The organism is Pantoea stewartii (genome assembly GCF_011044475.1).
Lineage (GTDB): Bacteria > Pseudomonadota > Gammaproteobacteria > Enterobacterales > Enterobacteriaceae > Pantoea > Pantoea stewartii.
In genome coordinates this window covers 3,967,826-3,986,771 of the sequence record NZ_CP049115.1, presented here as the reverse complement: position 1 = coordinate 3,986,771, position 18,946 = coordinate 3,967,826, and the positions used below count along the sequence as shown (strand labels likewise).

Below are 18,946 nucleotides of genomic sequence, written 5' to 3'. Positions count from 1 at the left end.
TGCCCTTTGTGTTTATAGATCCTGCAATATATTTAAGCAGATTGAGTTAAAAACGAAAAGAGGAAGCTGCAATCAATACGGACATCCACCTGAAAATCGATGCTATCACTAGAGAGGCAAAAGACAGTAATCATGCTGGATAGATAAACATTCATTCGTTCACATGGAGTGCGAGTCAGCCCAGACACATGTCCATTAGTGCTGCTGGCGGTGCTGGTAAAGTGAGATATCTTGACCTAAGTGCACAAGCACCGATTGACAAGGTAACTCCAGCTATCATGGGGTATGTTTCTAATAGAAAAATAAATCGTCACGGGTTTAAAAGATCTCGATATTACTATTCACAGTCTGTAAACATGGATAATGAAGCATAGTCAAAACAATTAACTAATAGAGAGCAGTCAAATTTTAAGGCTAGGGCCTGCCGATCTCCATACAGCATTGAATTCATGCTACCTAGTATATCCCCCGTTTAGCTTATAGGTTTGATGGTTACCATAAATCTATCCCCTTTAATGAGTTCACCAGAGGGTTTCCGATAGTAAGATTCGCCATTAAGACGATAATGAATGTAGCCATCCTTTGTTTTGGATATGTCCATGAGCCAGTTTGACTTATCAATACAATTTTCTTCTTTTTTCATATCGTCAAAGCATAGCAAGTAATCATTATCATGGTCCGGAAAAAATCCAGAATCCTTAGGAGCAAGCGTTTGATAACCGCAATTAAAATTCCAAAGTGAAACATTATAAGTTTTAGGGGAAGATATGAACTTATCTCTATTGTTATCCCACCACTTAATTTTATCACTATCAGTGAAAGGCATATTTTTCACTAACAATTCTTTATAAGAACCAGAACCGTGAATGGCAAGGACTTTAGGATGGTTGAAAAAAATGTAAACATGGTTAGTGCAAAAATGAAAATTGTAAATTTTTTGATATTCACTCGTTTCTCTAAACACTAACCTCAAAAGCGGCTTTCATATTGGTAAGTTTTACTCTTATTTGACAAACCTGTGTGCTTTCCAGGCCAGATTCATTGGTATGACAAAGTAAACGATTATGGCACCGATGATAAGGACGATTGCAAAAGAAATCAGGCTTTCTTTATGCCCTTTCGCTATACCATAAATGAAAACTGATAAAATAATGAGCATGGAAATTATACCTGCCCAAAAGCGCTTGCTCAGCTCCTGAATGAGAGACTGAAGTGTATCTGATTTGTTCTCATCTCGGGTAAGAATTTCATTAAGCTTGCGGATATCCTTCACTGAAAATCCATTCTGAAGGAGCTTATGCTCAAAATCGTTCATTTCATCATCCTGAAAAGCCATAAGATAAAAGAAAATATATCATACATTAAAGTTGAGATGCCATATGATCCATTTGCAGAACACTCGCCCTAAGTTAAGTGTAAAGATCATATGGCATAGTTATTGTATCGCCATACTGAATAAAAAGTATATTCTAAACCCTTTTCTTCATTTTGAAACCATCTGATTTAAGCTCTGGTGAAGGCGTAAAGCTCTGTTTTTGGGTAGCAAATATTCTTTCAACTTCATACTCATTCCAGATAATGTATTCAATAATAAACTTGTAGAAATACAGCACTCGTGCGAGACTGACAGTTGAAGGTATTGTATAGAAGTTTGGACTGAGCAAAGCCGAACTCAAAACTGCAATAATGTTGCTTGATCCCTTCAGATAGGGATTCTGACAGTCGTGCTGATACTTTAAAAAGTATCCTACACAGAACAGGTAGGCACTTTTATTATTTTTTCTTTATTGCAGTCTGATTCATTGTATCTAAGAATGGACCATTAAGGAGCATCAAAAACTTTTGATCTGATAAATGTCTGTTTAATTTATTCATAGTAGCATCTTTGCTATTGTGAATGTCATCCTAACACTTAAAGAAATAGCATATTATTCAATCATTTCAATAGTTAAAGCCTATCAATTTCTATTTGAATATCTTTTTTAGGTAAAGGACGATTAAGCTCTTCGGCTGTCATTTGCTTTAAATGAGAATTATATGGCCATATCTTATACTTTTCTAAATATTTGTTATTCAAAGCTATCAAAGCTTCGTTTTTCAGTTTCGAGCCTTTTTATTCTCTGGCAAGCAATTTTTAAATTAGCAGGGTTAACAACACATATTTCTGTCACACCAGACTTGATAAGCATCTTTTTTAAATTAAAACAATCAGCAATTTTAAAATGACTATTCAAATATTGCCTTGAAGGTCTCTTCTCAATGATCTTTATCAACTCGTCGCGTAAAGCCTCCCAGGTTAGCTTCTCATCGTCATTCCAGGTATTGATAACTTTCATTATGAATTTTTCATCATAACCAGTAACATGTTTAGCCATTTATTTTCCTTTTATTATTTTAGTTTGCAAAGCATACAATTTATCAGCATTGATATTACCACTATTTTTATCATGATGCGTTATTTCAATAATTTTTTATGTATTACTATTAGTCGTTCATCATCCTTTCCGGAGTCTTGTATTAGATAATAACCACATGGGTCAAAAGCATATGAGTGCATGCAGTAGCCATGCTTAGTGACGAGCACAGCTCCATCATTCAATAAATCGAAATCAGTTATGTCCATAACAGCTATTTATTTTTTCTATGACTGTTACCGACCCCGATTGAAGTTTTATCTTTCATGAGATTGATCATTTGTAAGTGTGATCGGTGATCTTAGGAAACATTTTGTGAGACCAGCTTCCTTCCAGACCATCTGGCGATGCTAAACTCGTCCATGCCATTGATTTGAGAAAACGTATTGAGTAGATGTCTTAACTGATGGGTCCTAATCGAATATGGGATACCATCATCGTTAATATAACCGTGTCTTTTAAACAGGTTTGTAGTGCCTATGATACTCGTAAAAGCATTAATATCCCGTCTAACAAACTGAGCTGTAGGTCTGAATAAAGGTTTCAAATGCTTGCTTGTTTTGTGAAAAATTGCCCCTCAAACAAAAGACACAAACCATTTGAATATTTGATTTTCTTCTCTTCATCGTACCAGGGGAAATTTTGAGGTTTTTTACTGAAAAGTAAATCTGATACGGGATTATGCTCAGCCCTGCCAGAAATCACTGCATAGATAAAAAACTGGCGACATGCCTGACGGGTTTTCTTTAGCTTATCGAGAACTCCCCGTTTTTCCATCTTGCGAAAGACATCAAGCATTTCTTTTGCATTGATATCCGCAACAGGTCTTTTGCCAATGTGAGGAAAAATATCCTTCTTCAGGTATTCCAGGATGTCTGTAGCATAACCTTTAGACCATGATGGCTTCTTATGCTCATGCCATTCAAGAGCGATAAGCTCAAAGCTATTGTTCACAGCCAGAATTTTTGCTGCCTTGATATCCTGCTTCTGCTGACTTGGATCTCCGCCTTCCAGCAGAAGCTTCTTAGCTTCTGAGCGCTTCTGTCTGGCTTCTGCGAGGCTCAGTAACAGATATGTCCCAAACACTACCCGCTTCTCTCTACCAGCTATACGGTATTTGAGTCGCCAGCTTTTGGCTCCGTTTGGAAATATTTCAAGATACATACCTCCACCGTCGGAAAGTTTGTATGACTTTTCCCTGGGCTTCGCGGAGTCGATTTGTCGGGCTGTTAGCTTCATTTGGGGGCATCATTTCCATTGAACCTGTCGATGCCCCCTATCGTGCCCCCATATTGGTTAAGAACGCAATAGGTGACCCTGGACCGAAATGGACCAGCTAGAAGATTTATATTCTGATTTTTAAGGGAAAAGTAGACTTTAAGAGATGTAAACAGAAGAGAAAGTGGCGCGCCCTACAGGATTCGAACCTGTGACCTACGGCTTAGAAGGCCGGTGCTCTATCCAGCTGAGCTAAGGGCGCGGAGAGGTTGGGTCGAATTATACGGTTGAACGCTGTTACGTCAACGTTTTTGCCGCGCCGACGCGGTGAGTGCCCAGGTAATGACCAATTTTCGCTAATGTTTGTCTCGCCAGGCGCTCAGCGACACCAGGTTACTCACCTCGGCGGTTTCACCTTCCAGCTCAACGCCTTGCTGAGTCACGCGCGTATTATACTGCTCGCGTAGCGCATTAAGCTCATGACTATCCGGCTCCAGCTGGCGCAAAAAGCCCAACGCCAGCAACAACTGCTGGCGGGAAATCGTCGCGGTAAAGCCTGCCCGGCTGAGTGCGCCGTGCCAGCGCCAGAGATTTTCATCGCTGCCATCGACAATCATCACCTGCCAGATTACCAGCACTGCCGCACCATTATTCAGATGTGCTTCATTATCACCGCTGATGTAGTCGGTAAACTCTTTTGCCGCCTCCTTTCCCATCAGGGAAAGCATGGATTCGATGTGAACCGGCGGGAGTTGTAGACGCTTACTGAGCGCCTGCGCGGCATGGCGCGAACCGGCGGTCAGCAGTTGGAAGCCTATAACAAACACGACAACTAAGGTGGCGATTATTAACCAAATCATTACGTCTTCCCTTCATTTCTCTGTCTGGCATCATAAGCGTTAACCCATACTTTCGTCACGGCGAAATGTCGGTAACCACACTGTGGTCAGAATCTCTACCTGACAGCCGGACGTGCTTCTGACAAAATAGGCGCCATTCCCGATTCAAACTCAACACAGTGGATTTACGCTCTGATGGCAGCAAAAATTATTGACGGTAAAACGATTGCGCAGCAGGTACGGCTTGAGGTTGCAGAAAAAGTGAAACAACGCCTGGCCGCCGGTAAACGTGCACCGGGTCTGGCCGTAGTTTTGGTAGGTGAGAACCCTGCCTCACAGATTTATGTCGGCAGCAAACGCCGCGCCTGTGAAGAAGTCGGCTTTATCTCCCGCTCTTACGATCTGCCCGACACCACCAGTGAAGCGGAATTGCTGCAGCTGATTGACACTCTTAACAGCGACAACACGATCGATGGCATTCTGGTGCAGCTGCCTTTGCCAGCCGGCATTGATAACGTCAAAGTGCTTGAGCGCATCACGCCCGATAAAGATGTTGATGGTTTTCATCCCTATAACGTTGGTCGCCTGTGCCAGCGTGCGCCAAAACTGCGCCCGTGCACCCCGCGCGGCATTGTGACACTGCTGGAGCGCTACAACATTGATGCTTACGGGCTCAATGCGGTGGTTGTCGGTGCATCAAACATTGTGGGCCGTCCCATGAGCATGGAACTGCTGTTAGCCGGCTGCACAACCACCGTCACGCACCGTTTTACCCGCGATCTGCGCCACCATGTTGAACACGCCGATCTGCTGATTGTCGCGGTCGGTAAACCCCATTTTATTCCGGGCGACTGGATTAAACCGGGCGCAATCGTCATCGATGTCGGTATTAACCGTCTTGAAAGCGGCAAAGTGGTCGGGGATGTGGATTATGAGGCTGCCTTTGAACGTGCTTCTTATATCACCCCGGTTCCGGGTGGCGTAGGGCCAATGACCGTGGCGACACTTATTCAAAATACCTTGCAGGCATGCGAAGCGTTTCATGATGGGGAGCAGGCATAATGGCTACGTTTTCTTTGGGCAAATTTCCCCACGTTGATCTCTGCGATCTGCTGAAACTTGAAGGCTGGGTAGAAAGCGGTGCACAGGCTAAAGTGGCGATCGGTGACGGCGAGGTGCGGGTCGACGGCGAAGTCGAAACCCGTAAGCGCTGCAAAATCTTTCAGGGGCAAACGGTCGAGTTTGCCGGGCAGCGCGTTACCGTTGTTGCCTGATCCGCTGGTGCCCCAGGCGGGGCACCTTAAATCCGCGCCTCTCCCACTATCCGCGTCTCACCGTTAACCAGCTCCAGCGCAATGTGACTGACCTCTGCATGTTGTGCAATCAGCGTCGCCAGCCGGGGCGAATGGCTGGTGATCCATAACTGACTGAACTGACTGGCCTCGGCAATCAGGGCGGCAAGGGCAGGCAGTAAATCCTCATGCAGGCTGTTTTCAGGCTCGTTCAGCGCCATAAAGGCAGGCGGGCGCGGGCTGAGCAGCGCCACGACCAGGCAGAGGAAGCGCAGCGTACCATCGGAAAATTCGGCGCTTTCCAGCGGGCGCAAAATGCCCTGGCGCTGCATCAGCATCTGAAAACGTCCGTTCTGCACATCCACCTGAAACTCAGTGTCCGGGAAGGCTGTTTTCATCACTTTATACAACAGTTCATGATGCCCACGTTCCACTATCGTTGCCCATGCTGCGGCGAGATTACTGCCATCATGGGCCAGAATGGGTGCGCGCACGCCAATCTGCGGCGAACGAATCGGTGAACCTGGCCAGACGGCAAACTCATGATAAAAGCGCCATGCTTTCAGGCGTTCACGCATCCGGGAAAGTTCGGGATAGCGGTGCGGCTCCCCCAGTTGTCCAAACAGGGATTCTTCAGGATGCAGTACGCCAGCATAACTGACGCGCTCTCCGTCGATGTTATGCAGAAAGGCGGTCTGATTAGTGCGCTGCATAATGCAGGAAGACGGTCGGCGCTGCTGGCCACTCAGCCAGATGCGTTCTTCTTTAACCAGCGGATCCAGGTTAAACAGGCTGGTTGATAGCGGTTCAGGAAAACCGGTTTCCAGCTGGTAATCCATATCATCCATCGTCACGGCCAGGATGAGCCGCTTAGGATCATGTCGGCGGTCGCCACGGCGCAATCCGCCCGCCCACATCACTTTTTGCACCCCGCCCTCTTCGGCCAGCGCCAGCGCAAGCCGTCCGTTAGCCGCCTCGTGCAGCAGCCGCACCGCTTTATAAAGATTGGATTTACCACAGCCGTTGGGACCGCTCACCACGTTGAGCGGGTGCAGCGGAAGCGTGAGATCGCGTACCGAACGGAAACCGCGAATGTGAATCTGCTTTATCGTCATCGACAAAAAAGGGCGATTGCTCGCCCTCTCCTGTGTTGCGTTTTATTTACGTCGCCAGGTGGAACCCTGCGGGCCGTCTTCCACAATCACGCCCAGCGCATTGAGCTTATCGCGTGCCACATCCGCCTGCGCCCAGTCTTTCGCCGCACGCGCATCGGCGCGGGCTTTGACCCAGCGTTCAATTTCAGCCACTTCATCGTCATTGCCTTGGGCACTGCTTTGCAAAAACACTTCCGGCTCCTGTTGCAGAATCCCCAATACATTGGCGATTTCACGCAGTTTTGCTGCCAGCGCACTGGCGGCCGTCATGTCTTCACTTTTCAGACGATTCACTTCACGCGCCATATCAAACAGCACCGAATAGGCTTCTGGCGTGTTGAAATCGTCGTTCATTGCTTCGCGGAAACGGGCTTCGAACGCCTCGCCACCGCTGGCCGCTACGGTGCGGTCAGTATGACGCAGCGCGGTGTAAAGGCGTTCCAGCGCGGCGCGTGCCTGGTTCAGGTTATCTTCACCATAATTTAGCTGGCTGCGATAGTGGCCCGACATCAGAAAGTAACGCACGGTTTCGGCATCATAATGCTGTAGCACATCGCGCACGGTGAAAAAGTTGTTCAGTGACTTCGACATCTTTTCACGGTCAATCATCACCATGCCGGAATGCATCCAGTAATTCACATACGGACCATCGTGGGCACAGGTCGACTGGGCGATTTCGTTTTCATGATGGGGAAACATCAGATCAGAACCGCCACCGTGAATATCAAAGTGCGCACCCAGCTGTTTGCAGTTCATCGCCGAACATTCAATGTGCCAGCCCGGACGACCGTTGCCCCACGGCGATGGCCATGAAGGTTCGTCCGCTTTGGACATTTTCCACAGCACGAAATCCATCGGGTTACGTTTCACGTCGGCAACCTCTACACGCGCACCTGCCTGTAGCTGCTCCAGATCCTGACGCGACAGTGCGCCATAATCAACATCGCTCAGGACATCAAACATGACATCGCCGTTATCCGCGACATAGGCGTGACCGCGGGCAATCAGCGTTTCCACCAGCGCAATGATGTCAGGAATATGGCGCGTGGCACGCGGCTCCACATCCGGCGGTAAAATCCCCAGCGCATCGAAGTCGCTGTGCATTTCGCCGATCATTCGGTTGGTCAGCGTTTCGATGCTCTCGCCGTTCTCATTGGCTCGTTTGATGATTTTGTCATCAATGTCGGTAATGTTGCGCACATAATTGACGTCATAACCGACGTAGCGCAGATAGCGCGAAACCACGTCGAAGGCCACAAACGTGCGCCCGTGCCCAATGTGACAGAGGTCATACACCGTGATGCCGCAGACATACATGCCGATTTTGCCAGCATGAATAGGGGTGAATTCCTCTTTTTGTCGACTCAGGGTGTTGTAAATCTTCAGCATTGGGGTTTCCGTAGTGAGGCGTGCGTAACGCACCGTTTTGAGTATCCTGTCATTGTGCCGTATTTTTATCTGTCACGCGACGCAAAGCAAGCCAACTGCGCTGCCTGGCTGACGTATTATCGGAAATTATGATATAAGAACGTTCGAGAAAAAGGCGTGTGCGCTTAAAAGCACACCCTATGCTACTGACGACAACCTTTACAGGACGAAAAAAATGGTAACTTTCCAGACTAACCATGGCGATATCGTGATCAAGACCTTCGATGACAAAGCGCCCGCAACCGTAAAGAACTTCCTGGATTACTGCCGTGAAGGTTTCTACGACAACACCATTTTCCACCGTGTGATTAACGGCTTTATGATTCAGGGCGGCGGTTTTGAGCCTGGCATGAAGCAGAAAGCCACCAAAGAAGAGATCCGTAACGAAGCCAACAACGGTCTGAAAAACACCAAAGGCACGCTGGCCATGGCCCGTACCTCTGCGCCGCACTCTGCGACCGCACAGTTCTTCATCAACGTGGCGGACAACGACTTCCTGAACTTCCGTGACGAAAGCCTGCAGGGCTGGGGTTACTGTGTATTTGCTGAAGTGGTTGAAGGGATGGACGTGGTAGAGAAAATCAAAGCGGTTTCAACTGGTCGCAGCGGTATGCATCAGGACGTACCGAAAGATGACGTCATCATTCAGAAAGTGACCGTTAGCGAGTAATGTCGCGCACGCTGTTTATCGCAGATCTCCATCTGTGTCAGGAAGAACCGGCGATTACCGCCGGTTTTCTGCATTTTTTGCAGCGCGAAGCGCCTCACTGCGACGCGCTTTATATTCTGGGCGATCTGTTCGAAGCCTGGATCGGTGATGACGATCCGAATCCGCTGCATCAACAGGTTGCCAGCGCCCTTCATGCCCTGCCCGTGCCGGTCTTTTTTATTCACGGCAACCGCGATTTTCTGATCGGCAAACGCTTTGCCCGCGCCAGCGGCATGACCTTATTGCCCGAGGAGCAGGTTCTGACGCTTTATGGTCACCGACTTCTGATTATGCATGGCGATACGTTGTGCACCGACGATGCGGGTTATCTGCAGTTCCGGGCGAAAGTGCATAATCTCTGGATTCAACGTCTGTTCCTGACGCTGCCGCTGTTTATTCGTAAACGGATTGCGGCACGGATGCGCGCCAACAGTAAACAGGCCAACCAGCATAAGTCGCTGGAGATTATGGATGTCAATCAACAGGCCGTGGTCGATGCGATGGTACGTCAGCAGGTGCCTTTACTGATTCATGGTCATACGCACCGCCCCGCTATCCATGATGTGTCGCTGAACGGAGCCCCCGCACAGCGCGCGGTATTGGGTGCCTGGCACAGCCGGGGATCAATGATCCAACTGGATGCAAACGGCATCCAGCTCATCGACTTCGATTTTTAGTCGTCCGGTGACATCGCGTTGCACACCTGCGCTGAGGCCCGTCGAGCGGCGCAAGGTACCCGGGGACTGTGCGAACGGGCGGCAGGCCAGCATAGTGAAACGCGTTCACGCCCTGCCGCCTGCCTTCCCCGCCCTGCGGTGAGCTGAGTTGTCTCACTCAGGCCGTATGCATTCCTGATGCGATAAGCTTATCGTCTGACGCTAACCCGCCCGACGCAACCGTTTTCCTTGCGCCTTTCTCATGGTATTCTCTGTGCCCTTCAAAACCTGTCCGCCTGGTCAGGTGTGTTTTTATTCACAGGAGTTGACCGCATGTCGTCGAATGCCGCCCCGGCCCGCATCGCAGTTGTTATGGGTTCCAAAAGTGACTGGTCCACCATGCAGTTCGCTGCGGAAATCCTTACCAGCCTGGACGTGCCCTTCCATGTGGAAGTGGTGTCAGCGCACCGTACCCCGGATAAACTGTTTAGCTTTGCGGAAACCGCAGCGGACAACGGTTTTCAGGTGATTATTGCCGGTGCCGGTGGCGCGGCGCATTTGCCAGGGATGCTGGCTGCCAAGACCCTGCTGCCGGTACTCGGTGTGCCGGTACAGAGCGCCGCGCTGAGCGGCGTCGACAGCCTCTACTCGATTGTGCAAATGCCACGCGGCATTCCGGTCGGCACGCTGGCCATTGGCAAAGCGGGCGCCGCTAACGCAGCCCTGCTGGCGGCGCAGATTCTGGCGATTCATGACAGCGCGCTGGCGTCACGTCTGGCCGCCTGGCGTCAGTCACAGACCGATGAGGTACTGGACAATCCGGACCCGCGGGAGGAAGCATGAAGCCGGTTTGCGTACTGGGTAACGGACAGCTTGGCCGTATGTTACGTCAGGCGGGCGAGCCTATGGGCATTGCCGTGCATCCGGTTGGCCTGGATGCCGACCCTGCTGCCCTGCCTATCGCCGGGAGCGTGATTACGGCTGAGATCGAACGCTGGCCCGAGACGGCACTGACGCGCGAACTCGCGAGCCACCCGGCCTTTGTGAATCGCGATATTTTCCCGCGGCTGGCCGACCGTCTGACGCAAAAACAGCTGCTGGATCAGCTCAGTCTGGCGACTGCCCCCTGGCAACTGCTGGCGGATAAAGGTGAATGGCCGCACGTTTTCAAAACGTTGGGCGAACTGGCTATTGTTAAGCGCCGCACGGGCGGTTATGACGGTCGTGGTCAATGGCGGTTACGTGCCGGTGAAACCGATACGTTACCCGACGACTGTTATGGTGAATGCATTGTCGAACAAGGCATTAACTTCTCGGGGGAAGTGTCGCTGGTCGGCGCGCGCGGCCATGATGGCAGCACCGTATTTTATCCGCTGACACATAATCTGCATGAAGAAGGCATTCTGCGTACCAGCGTTGCGTTCCCGCAGGCAGATGCCGCGCAGCAACAGCAGGCTGAGGCGATGTTAAGCGCCATCCTGCACGAGCTGAACTACGTCGGCGTCATGGCCATGGAATGCTTTGTCACGCCGCAGGGATTGCTGATTAACGAACTGGCGCCTCGCGTTCACAACAGCGGGCACTGGACTCAGAACGGGGCCTCAATCAGTCAGTTTGAACTTCACCTGCGCGCTGTTCTGGGTCTGGCTCTGCCACAGCCCGTGGTCATTGCGCCCTCAGTGATGGTTAACCTGATTGGCACAGCGTTAAATACTGACTGGCTCCAGCAGCCGCTGGTGCATTTGCACTGGTACGACAAAGCGGTGCGTGAAGGACGCAAAGTCGGTCACCTCAACCTGACCGACAGCGACCAGAGCCGTCTCGCTGCCGCCTTGCAGGCCTTGTTGCCGCTGTTACCTGCCGGGTATGCCAGCGGTATTCGCTGGGCAGCAGCCAAGCTGTAAATCTGTTCACGACCGGGCGCAGTATCATCGCGCCCGGTCGGTTTTACGTCGCGTCAAACGTCCTGAACAACGCATTGCCTTTCAACAAACGCACGCCCAGCCAGCCACCACAGAGCGACAGTAAGAGCGCGCCGCCCAGCGGTAAGGCCAGCCACAATGTCCAGTCGGGTTGCCACGGAAAATCAAAGATTTTACGCTGCAATGCCCAGAGTGCGGCCTCAGCACCGAGCGCCGCCGCAATGCCCGAGACGACGCCAATCAGCGCAAATTCACACCACAACGTAGTGCGCAGCAGACGTTTGCCCGCGCCCAGCGTGCGATAGACGACCAGCTCCTGTCGGCGCTGGCGCATCCCCACCTGAATCTGCGCCATGAGCAGCAATACACCGCAGGCCGTGACCAGCACTACCATGATTTCCAGTGCCTGGCTGACCTGGGTCAGAACCTGTCCAATCTGACGCAGGATACTGCCGATATCCAGCAGACTCAGCGTGGGAAATGTGCGGTTAAGCTGCGCCAGTAATGCGGCACGGTTGTCCAGACGGAAACTGGTCAGCCAGGTCAGCGGCTGGCTGTCCAGCGCGCCGGGGGGAAAAATAAAGAAGAAATTGGGGCGCAGGCTTTCCCAGTCCACTTTTCGCAGACTGGTGATTTTGGCGCTGAACCGCTGCGTATCGCCCTCAAAGGTCAAACTGTCGCCCGGTTTTACCCCCAGGCGATCGGCCAGCGCCACCTCCATGGACACTTCTCCGGCTTTCGGCGGCCAGCTCCCCGCGACAAGCGGATTATGATCGGGAAGCGTTGCCAGCGCAGTCAGATTCAGTTCGCGGTTCAGCGCGTTGTCCCGTGCGGGATCGGCAGGCTGACCGTTAATCTCACTCAGGCGCATGCGCGCAATCGGGTAAAAGGTTTCAGGTTTAACCTGATGCGACTGCAGAAACTCACGCACCTGCGGAATCTGCTCCGCCGTGATGTTGAGCAGGAAAAAGTTCGGGCTGTCTGCGGGCAACTGCTGCTGCCAGCGATCCAGCAGATCACCCCGCATCACCAGCAGCAACGCCAGTAACATAAACGACAGGGAAAAGGCGGCAAGCTGACTCAGCGTCATAGCAGGCTGACGCAGTAAACGATTAATGGCAAGCCGCAGCGCCAGATTACGTACGGACAAACGACGCAGAAGCAGTAATGTGCCCCAGCCGAGCAGGGCCAGCAGCCCTGCCAGCACCATCACGCCCGCCAGCAGTGCCCAGAGCATTTTGCTGCCGCCGACCAGTACCGCCAGCAGCGCCACCACCAGTAAGCCCATCGCGGGCAGATAGATTTTCAGCGGCCAGACGGCGGCAACGGCATCGCGTCGCAACACGCGTAACGGCTGTGTCGCCAGCAGCAAGCGGTAAGGACGTAATCCCACCAGCAGGGAAATCATAAACAGCGAACCGATTGCCCACACCCACGGCCACAGGCTGGCCGCTGGCAGAGACGCCGGCAGCACCGGTTTCAACATCGCCATCAGGATGGCTTCAACCACCTGACCGACTGCGCCACCGGCCAGGGCGGCCAGCAGCAACACCGCCAGCCACTGACCGATGATCAATCGTTGTAACGCGCCGCGCGTGGCACCCAGCGTTTTCAGCACGGCCACCAGATCGTAGCGGCTGCGGCAGTAGTGACTCATGGCGACCGCCACCGCGGCAATGTCGAGCATCAGCGTTAACAGAGCAGATAACAGCAAAAACTGCTGGGCACGCTGCATGGAGCGGCCCAGCGCGTCTTCCGAATTTTCAATACTGATCCAGCGCTGCCCGGTTTTAATCTGTGGCGTTATCCAGCGGTCATACGTGTCCAGTTGCTGAGGCTTGCCTGCGAATTTATAGCGCCAGGTGAGGCGACTGCCGGGCTGGATGGCACCGGTTTTATCCGCGTCAGCCAGGTTAATCAGTAAACGCGGGGCCATCTCAAACGGATTAAAACCGCCATCTGGCTCCTGGATAATCTCACCCGTAATACGTAGCGTGGTATCGCCCACATCCAGTTCATCGCCGACGTGCAGATTAAGCAGTGCCATTAAACGCGGCGCGGCCAGCGCGGTACCGGGCTGGGGCTTCAGGCCTGGCGGCTGCGTTTTCAGCTCACCAAACATCGGATAAGTGTTTTCTACGGCTTTCACCGCAGCCAACTGCGGTGTCTGACCGGCAAAAGTCATGGTCATAAAGCTTAACTGTCGGCTGACTAATAACCCCGTTTCGCGGGCTTTATCCAGCCATGCCGCCGGCGCCGCCGTGCTGCTGCGCAACGTGCGATCGCCTGCCATAAAATCCCGGCTCTGCTGGCTCAGCCCCTTTTCCATGCGATCGCTAATCGATCCCAGCGCCAGCACACAGGCGACAGCCAGCGTTAACGCCAGCCAGACGATCAATAATGAGGGCGAGCGCCACTCACGCCAGAACCACCGCCAGATCATTTTTCCTCCCATAATTTTCCCTCGCGCAGACGCAAACGGCGGTCACAACGCGCCGCCAGCTGCGCATCGTGGGTAACCAGAATTAACGTCGTGGCAAAATCGCGATTGAGGGAAAATAACAGGTCGGCAATGCGATCGCCGGTGTGGCGATCCAGATTGCCTGTGGGTTCATCGGCAAACAGCAGCCCCGGACGGCCGCTGAACGCCCGCGCCAGCGCAACGCGTTGTTGTTCGCCGCCGGATAACTGCGCAGGCAGATGCTGTAAACGCCCGGCCAGGCCTAACTGCGTCAGGAGATCGCGCGCCTGATCGCGGCTCTGCCGATCGCTCTCACCGCGCAGCAGTGCAGGTAACTGGACGTTTTCCAGCGCGTTGAGCGTGGGCACCAGCATAAATGACTGGAACACGAACCCGACCTGCTTCGCGCGCAACGCGGCACGCTGTTCTTCGTTCATGTGATGTAACGGCTGCCCCAACAGATGCACTTCACCTTCGCTGCCGTCATCCAGCCCGGCCAGAATGCCCAGCAAGGTAGATTTACCGGATCCTGACTCGCCAATCAGGGCTATCGTTTCTGCTGGTTTGACAACTAACTCAACTCCAGTAAGGATGGTTAACTGATGCTCTCCCTGACCCACGGACTTAGTAAGATGATGAACTTCAAGAATGTTTTCCGCTGGCATTATCCTTTCCTGTTATTGTGCTGTCTGTTGGTGTCCCGTCTTGCTGCGGCCGATACGTTGCTGGTGCTGGGTGACAGCCTGAGCGCAGGCTATCAAATGTCAGCCAGTCAGGCCTGGCCCAGCCTGCTGAATAAACAGTGGCAGCAGCAGCCCAGCGTCGTGAATGCCAGTATCAGTGGCGATACCGCCGCACAAGGGCTGGCACGCTTACCTGCCCTATTAAAACAACATCAGCCGCAGTGGGTGTTAATCGAACTGGGCGGTAATGACGGTCTGCGCGGCTTTCCTCCCAAAGACGTGGCGCAAACGCTGGGCACCATCATCGATCAGGTGAAAGCCGCAAAGGCAAAACCGATTCTGATGCAGATACGTTTACCCGCGAACTATGGCCGCCGTTATACTGATGCCTTCCGCGATATTTATCCGCAACTGGCAAAACAGTACGACATTGCTTTAGTGCCCTTTTTTATGGAGCAGGTTTATTTGAAACCGGAATGGATGCAGCAGGATGGGATTCACCCCAATCCTGATGCCCAACCGTTTATCGCCGACCTGATGGCAAAAGAGCTGGCTCCCTTAGTTAAGCAGTAGTTGTGCAAAAAAGGTAACGCATGCAAAAAACCATTTTGATAACGGGCTGCTCCAGCGGGATTGGTCTGGTCGCCGCCAAAGATCTGCTGGCACGCGGCTATCACGTCATCGCAGCCTGTCGTAAAGCCGACGATGTCGCACGGATGGACAGCCTGGGATTCACAGGGCTGCAGCTGGATCTGGACGATCCTGACAGCGTTGATCGCGCTGCCGACAGGGTACTGGCGCTGACGCATGGCCGACTGTTTGCGCTGTTTAACAATGCGGGATTTGGCACCTATGGTCCCTTAAATACCCTGACGCGCCAGCAACTGGAAAAGCAGTTTTCCAGCAATGTGTTCGGCACTCATCAGCTCACCCTGCGCCTGCTCCCGGCCTTAAAGGCCTGGGGCAATGCCCGAATCATTAATACCAGCTCGGTGCTGGGCATTATTTCGACGCCGGGCCGTGGCGCTTATGCGGCCAGTAAATACGCGCTGGAAGCCTGGAGCGACGCGTTACGTATGGAACTGCATACCAGTGGCGTGCGTGTCAGTTTAATCGAACCGGGCCCCATTCATACCCGCTTCACGGATAATGTTACTCAGGGTGAGCAGGATAATCCGGTGCAAAATCCGGGCCTTGCGGCACGTTTTACATTACCACCTGAGGCCATTTTACCCAAACTGCGCCACGCACTGGAGAGCAACCATCCTCGCCTGCGTTATCCGGTGACGCTGGTCGCGCATATCATGAGCCTGTTGAAACGTCTGCTGCCTGGCTGGATACTGGATCGCATAATTCGCAGTCAGTGAGGCGAATCCGCGAATACAACTTGAAGCCGGGTCGGTCGGCCCCATATTCTTTAAACATTTTCTGCAAAGAGACTTAGTCATGTCACCACACGCTTCGATTATCGACATTAACGAATCCAACCTGCATCAGACCCTTGAGCAGTCAATGCAGATTCCGGTGCTGTTCTACTTTTGGTCGGATCGCAGCCAACACTGTCAGGAACTGACGCCACTGCTGGAACGCCTGGCGCAGGAATATGCAGGCCAGTTTATTCTTGCCAGACTGGATTGTGACAAGGAACAACGGGTTGCCTCACAGTTTGGGTTACGCTCCATTCCCACGGTTTACCTGTTCCAGAATGGCCAGCCCGTCGATGGCTTCCAGGGGCCGCAGCCAGAAGAGGCCGTGCGCGCCCTGCTGGAAAAAGTGCTGCCGCGCGAAGAAGAGCTAAAAGCCCAACAGGCGATGGCGCTGATGCAGGAAGGCAAACCGCTGGACGCGCTGCCGCTGCTGAAAGACGCCTGGCAGCTCAGTAATAAAGACAGCGAAATCGGCTTTCTGCTGGCAGAAGTGCTGATTACGTTAAATCGTAGCGACGAAGCTGAAACCGTCTTAAAGGCTGTTCCCCTGCAGGATCAGGACACCCGTTATCAAAGCCTGGTCGCGCAGATCGACCTGCTGAAACAGGCCGCTGACACGCCAGAAATTCAGCAGTTGCAGTCGCAGCTGGAAAGTGATCCGGAAAACGCCGAACTGGCAACCAAACTGTCGCTTCAGCTGCATCAGGTCGGACGCAATGAAGAAGCGCTGGAACTGCTCTTCAGCTTTATCAAGCGCGATTTGAATGCTGCAGATGGCCAGGCGCGTAAAATGTTGCAGGAGATTCTGGCTGCATTAGGCACCGGCGACGCCCTCGCTGCGCGCTACCGCCGCCAGCTTTACTCCCTGCTTTACTGAGATAAGCAGAAAACGGGCCGAACGACTTGGCCCGTCACGCTGACAACCCGGAGGTTATATGTTCACGGTTATTCCCGTTCTTATTCTGGTCGCACTGGTCATTGTCTGGTCCGGCGTGAAAATTGTGCCGCAAGGTTACCAGTGGACAGTTGAACGCTTTGGTCGTTATACCCGTACACTGCAGCCCGGCCTGAGTCTGGTCGTGCCTTTCATGGATCGTATCGGGCATAAGATCAACATGATGGAACGGGTGCTGGATATTCCCTCCCAGGAGATCATCTCCAAAGATAATGCGAACGTGACCATCGACGCCGTCTGTTTTGTTCAGGCTATCGATCCGGCACGGGCTGCCTATGAAGTCAGTAATCTTGAACTGGCTATCCTCAATCTCACTATGACCAATATGCGCACCGTGCTGGGCAGCATGGAACTTGACGAGATGCTGTCCCAGCGTGACAGCATTAATACGCGCCTGCTGCATATTCTGGATGAAGCCACCAATCCCTGGGGCGTAAAAATCACCCGTATCGAAATCCGCGATGTCCGGCTGCCGCAGGAGCTGATCGGTGCTATGAATGCGCAAATGAAGGCCGAACGTACCAAACGTGCCGATATTTTAACGGCGGAGGGCGTGCGTCAGGCAGAGATTTTGCGCGCGGAGGGAGAGAAACAGGCCCAGATTTTGAAAGCGGAAGGGGAAAGAACGTCAGCTTTCCTTCAGGCAGAAGCGCGTGAGCGCCAGGCCGAAGCGGAAGCCCGTGCGACAAAAATGGTGTCGGACGCCATTGCCTCAGGCAATATCCAGGCCGTGAACTACTTTGTGGCGCAGAAATATACCGACGCGCTGCAAAAAATTGGCGAATCCAGCAACAGTAAAGTGGTGATGATGCCGCTGGATGCCAGCAGCCTGATGGGCGCCGTTGGCGGTATCAGTGAGTTGTTAAAAGAAACCCGTAGCGAGTCAACGCGCTGATGCTCAGCGAAATTGTGGCGCATCCGCACGGATTCTGGCTGACGCTGGGCGGCTTACTGCTGGCGGCTGAGATGCTGGGTACCAGTGGTTATCTGCTCTGGAGCGGGCTGGCCGCGATGCAGGTTGGCCTTGTAGTCTGGTTTCTCCCCATGAACTGGGCCGCACAAGGGATGCTGTTTGCCCTGTTCACACTGGTCAGCGTATTTTTATGGTCTCGCTGGCTGCGCTACCGCGAACGTCAGCAGCAGCCCAGTTCACTGAATCAGCGCGGCAGCCAGATGATTGGTTTACACCTGACGCTGGAACAGACGCTGCAAAACGGTATCGGACATGTGCGCATCGGTGACAGCAGCTGGCGCGTTCAGGCCGAACACAATTTGCCTGCCGGAACCGAAGTGGTCATCGTGGCCGTTGAAGGCATCACGCTACGTATTCAGCCACGTTTGCCGTCAGCCTGACGGCAGCAACCTGCCAGGTCATTAATGATGGGGCAGTCTGCACTGTCGTTGCCCGGACAGGCTGCCGCCAGCGCCAGCAAACGTGCGCGCATGGCGTGCAACTCTTCAATATGCGCAGCAATCTCATCGGCTTTTTGCAGCGTACGCGCCTTCACATCGGCGCTGTGACGTTCAGGATCGTTAAACAGCGCAACCAGTTCGCGGCATTCATCCAGCGTAAAACCAACCTGGCGCGCCTGGCGCAGCAGATTCAGCTCATCAAGATGATGCGTATTGTAATGCCGGTAACCATTATCCCCGCGCAACGGGGGCGTCACGACGCCCTTCTCCTCATAAAAACGAATAGCCTTGCTGGTCAGTCCGGTCTTTTTCGCTACGGCACTAATATTCATAATGGATTCCCTGCCCTTCCCCTTAACAGTTAGCGGGATGATG

20 protein-coding genes, 1 tRNA gene and 2 pseudogenes are annotated in these 18,946 nt (G+C 52.5%); 12 read left to right on the top strand and 11 right to left on the bottom strand.

Annotation, left to right across the window (positions count from 1 at the left end; translation table 11 throughout):
- The first annotated feature begins 143 nt into the window (after nt 1–143).
- Complete coding sequence (locus G5574_RS23785) at nt 144–374, top strand: type VI secretion system tube protein Hcp (protein WP_338134690.1); 231 nt, start codon at nt 144–146, stop codon at nt 372–374.
- Between the two features lie 98 nt (nt 375–472).
- On the opposite strand, the gene G5574_RS18770 is transcribed toward G5574_RS23785, so the two are convergent.
- The 6 genes and pseudogenes from G5574_RS18770 to G5574_RS18745 all read right to left on the bottom strand — a co-directional run bounded on the left by G5574_RS18770 (nt 473) and on the right by G5574_RS18745 (nt 4,492).
- Nucleotides 473–835 (bottom strand): DUF943 family protein, encoded by a 363-nt coding sequence (locus G5574_RS18770; RefSeq protein WP_244964645.1) that lies wholly within the window; start codon nt 833–835, stop codon nt 473–475.
- 168 nt (nt 836–1,003) lie between these two features.
- The gene (locus G5574_RS18765; RefSeq protein ID WP_164483034.1) at nt 1,004–1,315 is read right to left on the bottom strand and encodes a hypothetical protein; all 312 of its coding nucleotides are present in this window, start codon (nt 1,313–1,315) and stop codon (nt 1,004–1,006) included.
- A 633-nt stretch (nt 1,316–1,948) separates the two neighbouring features.
- Nucleotides 1,949–2,375 (bottom strand): annotated as a pseudogene (locus tag G5574_RS18760) (hypothetical protein).
- Nucleotides 2,376–3,047: 672 nt separating this feature from the next.
- A pseudogene (locus G5574_RS24055) lies at nt 3,048–3,653 on the bottom strand (tyrosine-type recombinase/integrase); the annotation flags it as partial.
- A 164-nt stretch (nt 3,654–3,817) separates the two neighbouring features.
- Nucleotides 3,818–3,894 (bottom strand) — tRNA-Arg (locus G5574_RS18750).
- A 94-nt stretch (nt 3,895–3,988) separates the two neighbouring features.
- The gene (locus tag G5574_RS18745; protein WP_054634384.1) at nt 3,989–4,492 is read right to left on the bottom strand and encodes a DUF1198 family protein; all 504 of its coding nucleotides are present in this window, start codon (nt 4,490–4,492) and stop codon (nt 3,989–3,991) included.
- Between the two features lie 174 nt (nt 4,493–4,666).
- Here G5574_RS18745 and folD point away from each other — a divergent pair, with 174 nt between their 5' ends.
- Both folD and ybcJ read left to right on the top strand, forming a co-directional pair.
- Nucleotides 4,667–5,533 carry a bifunctional methylenetetrahydrofolate dehydrogenase/methenyltetrahydrofolate cyclohydrolase FolD gene (gene folD / locus G5574_RS18740; protein WP_006117852.1) on the top strand — a complete coding sequence of 289 codons (867 nt, stop codon included), beginning with the start codon at nt 4,667–4,669 and terminating at the stop codon, nt 5,531–5,533.
- Nucleotides 5,533–5,745 (top strand): ribosome-associated protein YbcJ, encoded by a 213-nt coding sequence (gene ybcJ, locus G5574_RS18735; protein ID WP_006117853.1) that lies wholly within the window; start codon nt 5,533–5,535, stop codon nt 5,743–5,745. The genes folD and ybcJ overlap by 1 nt, the downstream gene beginning before the upstream one ends.
- A gap of 26 nt (nt 5,746–5,771) precedes the next feature.
- Here ybcJ and G5574_RS18730 read toward each other — a convergent pair whose 3' ends face one another.
- Both G5574_RS18730 and cysS read right to left on the bottom strand, forming a co-directional pair.
- Entirely contained in the window at nt 5,772–6,878 is a 1,107-nt protein-coding gene (locus G5574_RS18730; protein WP_164483260.1) for an AAA family ATPase, read from the bottom strand.
- A gap of 42 nt (nt 6,879–6,920) precedes the next feature.
- On the bottom strand, nt 6,921–8,306 hold the full coding sequence (gene cysS / locus G5574_RS18725; protein WP_164483033.1) for a cysteine--tRNA ligase: 1,386 nt from the start codon (nt 8,304–8,306) through the stop codon (nt 6,921–6,923).
- A gap of 214 nt (nt 8,307–8,520) precedes the next feature.
- Between cysS and ppiB the strand changes: the two genes are divergently transcribed.
- From ppiB to purK, 4 genes are all read left to right on the top strand, one after another.
- Nucleotides 8,521–9,015, top strand: coding sequence for a peptidylprolyl isomerase B (ppiB, locus tag G5574_RS18720; RefSeq protein WP_006117856.1), 495 nt, complete (start codon nt 8,521–8,523; stop codon nt 9,013–9,015).
- On the top strand, nt 9,015–9,731 hold the full coding sequence (lpxH, locus tag G5574_RS18715) for a UDP-2,3-diacylglucosamine diphosphatase (RefSeq protein WP_164483032.1): 717 nt from the start codon (nt 9,015–9,017) through the stop codon (nt 9,729–9,731). Before ppiB ends, lpxH begins: the two co-directional genes overlap by 1 nt.
- A gap of 312 nt (nt 9,732–10,043) precedes the next feature.
- Nucleotides 10,044–10,553 (top strand): 5-(carboxyamino)imidazole ribonucleotide mutase, encoded by a 510-nt coding sequence (gene purE, locus G5574_RS18710; RefSeq protein WP_006117858.1) that lies wholly within the window; start codon nt 10,044–10,046, stop codon nt 10,551–10,553.
- Entirely contained in the window at nt 10,550–11,614 is a 1,065-nt protein-coding gene (gene purK / locus G5574_RS18705) for a 5-(carboxyamino)imidazole ribonucleotide synthase (RefSeq protein ID WP_054634390.1), read from the top strand. Before purE ends, purK begins: the two co-directional genes overlap by 4 nt.
- Before the next feature lie 43 nt (nt 11,615–11,657).
- On the opposite strand, the gene ybbP is transcribed toward purK, so the two are convergent.
- Nucleotides 11,658–14,075 (bottom strand): putative ABC transporter permease subunit YbbP, encoded by a 2,418-nt coding sequence (gene ybbP / locus G5574_RS18700; protein ID WP_164483259.1) that lies wholly within the window; start codon nt 14,073–14,075, stop codon nt 11,658–11,660.
- A complete protein-coding gene (ybbA, locus tag G5574_RS18695; protein WP_058701138.1) occupies nt 14,072–14,758 on the bottom strand; it encodes a putative ABC transporter ATP-binding protein YbbA in 687 nt (228 codons plus the stop codon). The genes ybbP and ybbA overlap by 4 nt, the downstream gene beginning before the upstream one ends.
- On the opposite strand from ybbA, the gene tesA reads away from it, so the two are divergent.
- From tesA to G5574_RS18670, 5 genes are all read left to right on the top strand, one after another.
- Complete coding sequence (gene tesA / locus G5574_RS18690; protein ID WP_174250603.1) at nt 14,726–15,349, top strand: multifunctional acyl-CoA thioesterase I/protease I/lysophospholipase L1; 624 nt, start codon at nt 14,726–14,728, stop codon at nt 15,347–15,349. The genes ybbA and tesA overlap by 33 nt on opposite strands.
- A 20-nt stretch (nt 15,350–15,369) precedes the next feature.
- On the top strand, nt 15,370–16,143 hold the full coding sequence (locus tag G5574_RS18685) for an SDR family oxidoreductase (RefSeq protein ID WP_033738720.1): 774 nt from the start codon (nt 15,370–15,372) through the stop codon (nt 16,141–16,143).
- Between the two features lie 79 nt (nt 16,144–16,222).
- The gene (locus G5574_RS18680) at nt 16,223–17,080 is read left to right on the top strand and encodes a co-chaperone YbbN (protein ID WP_033738717.1); all 858 of its coding nucleotides are present in this window, start codon (nt 16,223–16,225) and stop codon (nt 17,078–17,080) included.
- Nucleotides 17,081–17,138: 58 nt separating this feature from the next.
- The gene (locus G5574_RS18675) at nt 17,139–18,053 is read left to right on the top strand and encodes an SPFH domain-containing protein (RefSeq protein ID WP_164483031.1); all 915 of its coding nucleotides are present in this window, start codon (nt 17,139–17,141) and stop codon (nt 18,051–18,053) included.
- Nucleotides 18,053–18,511: an NfeD family protein gene (locus tag G5574_RS18670; RefSeq protein ID WP_164483030.1), complete on the top strand. Its 459-nt coding sequence runs from the start codon at nt 18,053–18,055 to the stop codon at nt 18,509–18,511. The genes G5574_RS18675 and G5574_RS18670 overlap by 1 nt, the downstream gene beginning before the upstream one ends.
- On the opposite strand, the gene cueR is transcribed toward G5574_RS18670, so the two are convergent.
- Complete coding sequence (gene cueR, locus G5574_RS18665; protein ID WP_006117867.1) at nt 18,487–18,903, bottom strand: Cu(I)-responsive transcriptional regulator; 417 nt, start codon at nt 18,901–18,903, stop codon at nt 18,487–18,489. The genes G5574_RS18670 and cueR overlap by 25 nt on opposite strands.
- Between the last annotated feature and the right edge of the window lie 43 nt (nt 18,904–18,946).

What these genes read in the sequence shown, in the direction of transcription:
- G5574_RS18765 (WP_164483034.1), bottom strand. Translation starts at nt 1,315, where the DNA reads ATGAACGATTTTGAGCATAAGCTCCTTCAGAATGGATTTTCAGTGAAG.
- G5574_RS18745 (WP_054634384.1), bottom strand. Translation starts at nt 4,492, where the DNA reads ATGATTTGGTTAATAATCGCCACCTTAGTTGTCGTGTTTGTTATAGGC.
- folD (WP_006117852.1), top strand. Translation starts at nt 4,667, where the DNA reads ATGGCAGCAAAAATTATTGACGGTAAAACGATTGCGCAGCAGGTACGG.
- ybcJ (WP_006117853.1), top strand. Translation starts at nt 5,533, where the DNA reads ATGGCTACGTTTTCTTTGGGCAAATTTCCCCACGTTGATCTCTGCGAT.
- G5574_RS18730 (WP_164483260.1), bottom strand. Translation starts at nt 6,878, where the DNA reads ATGACGATAAAGCAGATTCACATTCGCGGTTTCCGTTCGGTACGCGAT.
- cysS (WP_164483033.1), bottom strand. Translation starts at nt 8,306, where the DNA reads ATGCTGAAGATTTACAACACCCTGAGTCGACAAAAAGAGGAATTCACC.
- ppiB (WP_006117856.1), top strand. Translation starts at nt 8,521, where the DNA reads ATGGTAACTTTCCAGACTAACCATGGCGATATCGTGATCAAGACCTTC.
- lpxH (WP_164483032.1), top strand. Translation starts at nt 9,015, where the DNA reads ATGTCGCGCACGCTGTTTATCGCAGATCTCCATCTGTGTCAGGAAGAA.
- purE (WP_006117858.1), top strand. Translation starts at nt 10,044, where the DNA reads ATGTCGTCGAATGCCGCCCCGGCCCGCATCGCAGTTGTTATGGGTTCC.
- purK (WP_054634390.1), top strand. Translation starts at nt 10,550, where the DNA reads ATGAAGCCGGTTTGCGTACTGGGTAACGGACAGCTTGGCCGTATGTTA.
- ybbP (WP_164483259.1), bottom strand. Translation starts at nt 14,075, where the DNA reads ATGATCTGGCGGTGGTTCTGGCGTGAGTGGCGCTCGCCCTCATTATTG.
- tesA (WP_174250603.1), top strand. Translation starts at nt 14,726, where the DNA reads ATGATGAACTTCAAGAATGTTTTCCGCTGGCATTATCCTTTCCTGTTA.
- ybbA (WP_058701138.1), bottom strand. Translation starts at nt 14,758, where the DNA reads ATGCCAGCGGAAAACATTCTTGAAGTTCATCATCTTACTAAGTCCGTG.
- G5574_RS18685 (WP_033738720.1), top strand. Translation starts at nt 15,370, where the DNA reads ATGCAAAAAACCATTTTGATAACGGGCTGCTCCAGCGGGATTGGTCTG.
- G5574_RS18680 (WP_033738717.1), top strand. Translation starts at nt 16,223, where the DNA reads ATGTCACCACACGCTTCGATTATCGACATTAACGAATCCAACCTGCAT.
- G5574_RS18675 (WP_164483031.1), top strand. Translation starts at nt 17,139, where the DNA reads ATGTTCACGGTTATTCCCGTTCTTATTCTGGTCGCACTGGTCATTGTC.
- G5574_RS18670 (WP_164483030.1), top strand. Translation starts at nt 18,053, where the DNA reads ATGCTCAGCGAAATTGTGGCGCATCCGCACGGATTCTGGCTGACGCTG.
- cueR (WP_006117867.1), bottom strand. Translation starts at nt 18,903, where the DNA reads ATGAATATTAGTGCCGTAGCGAAAAAGACCGGACTGACCAGCAAGGCT.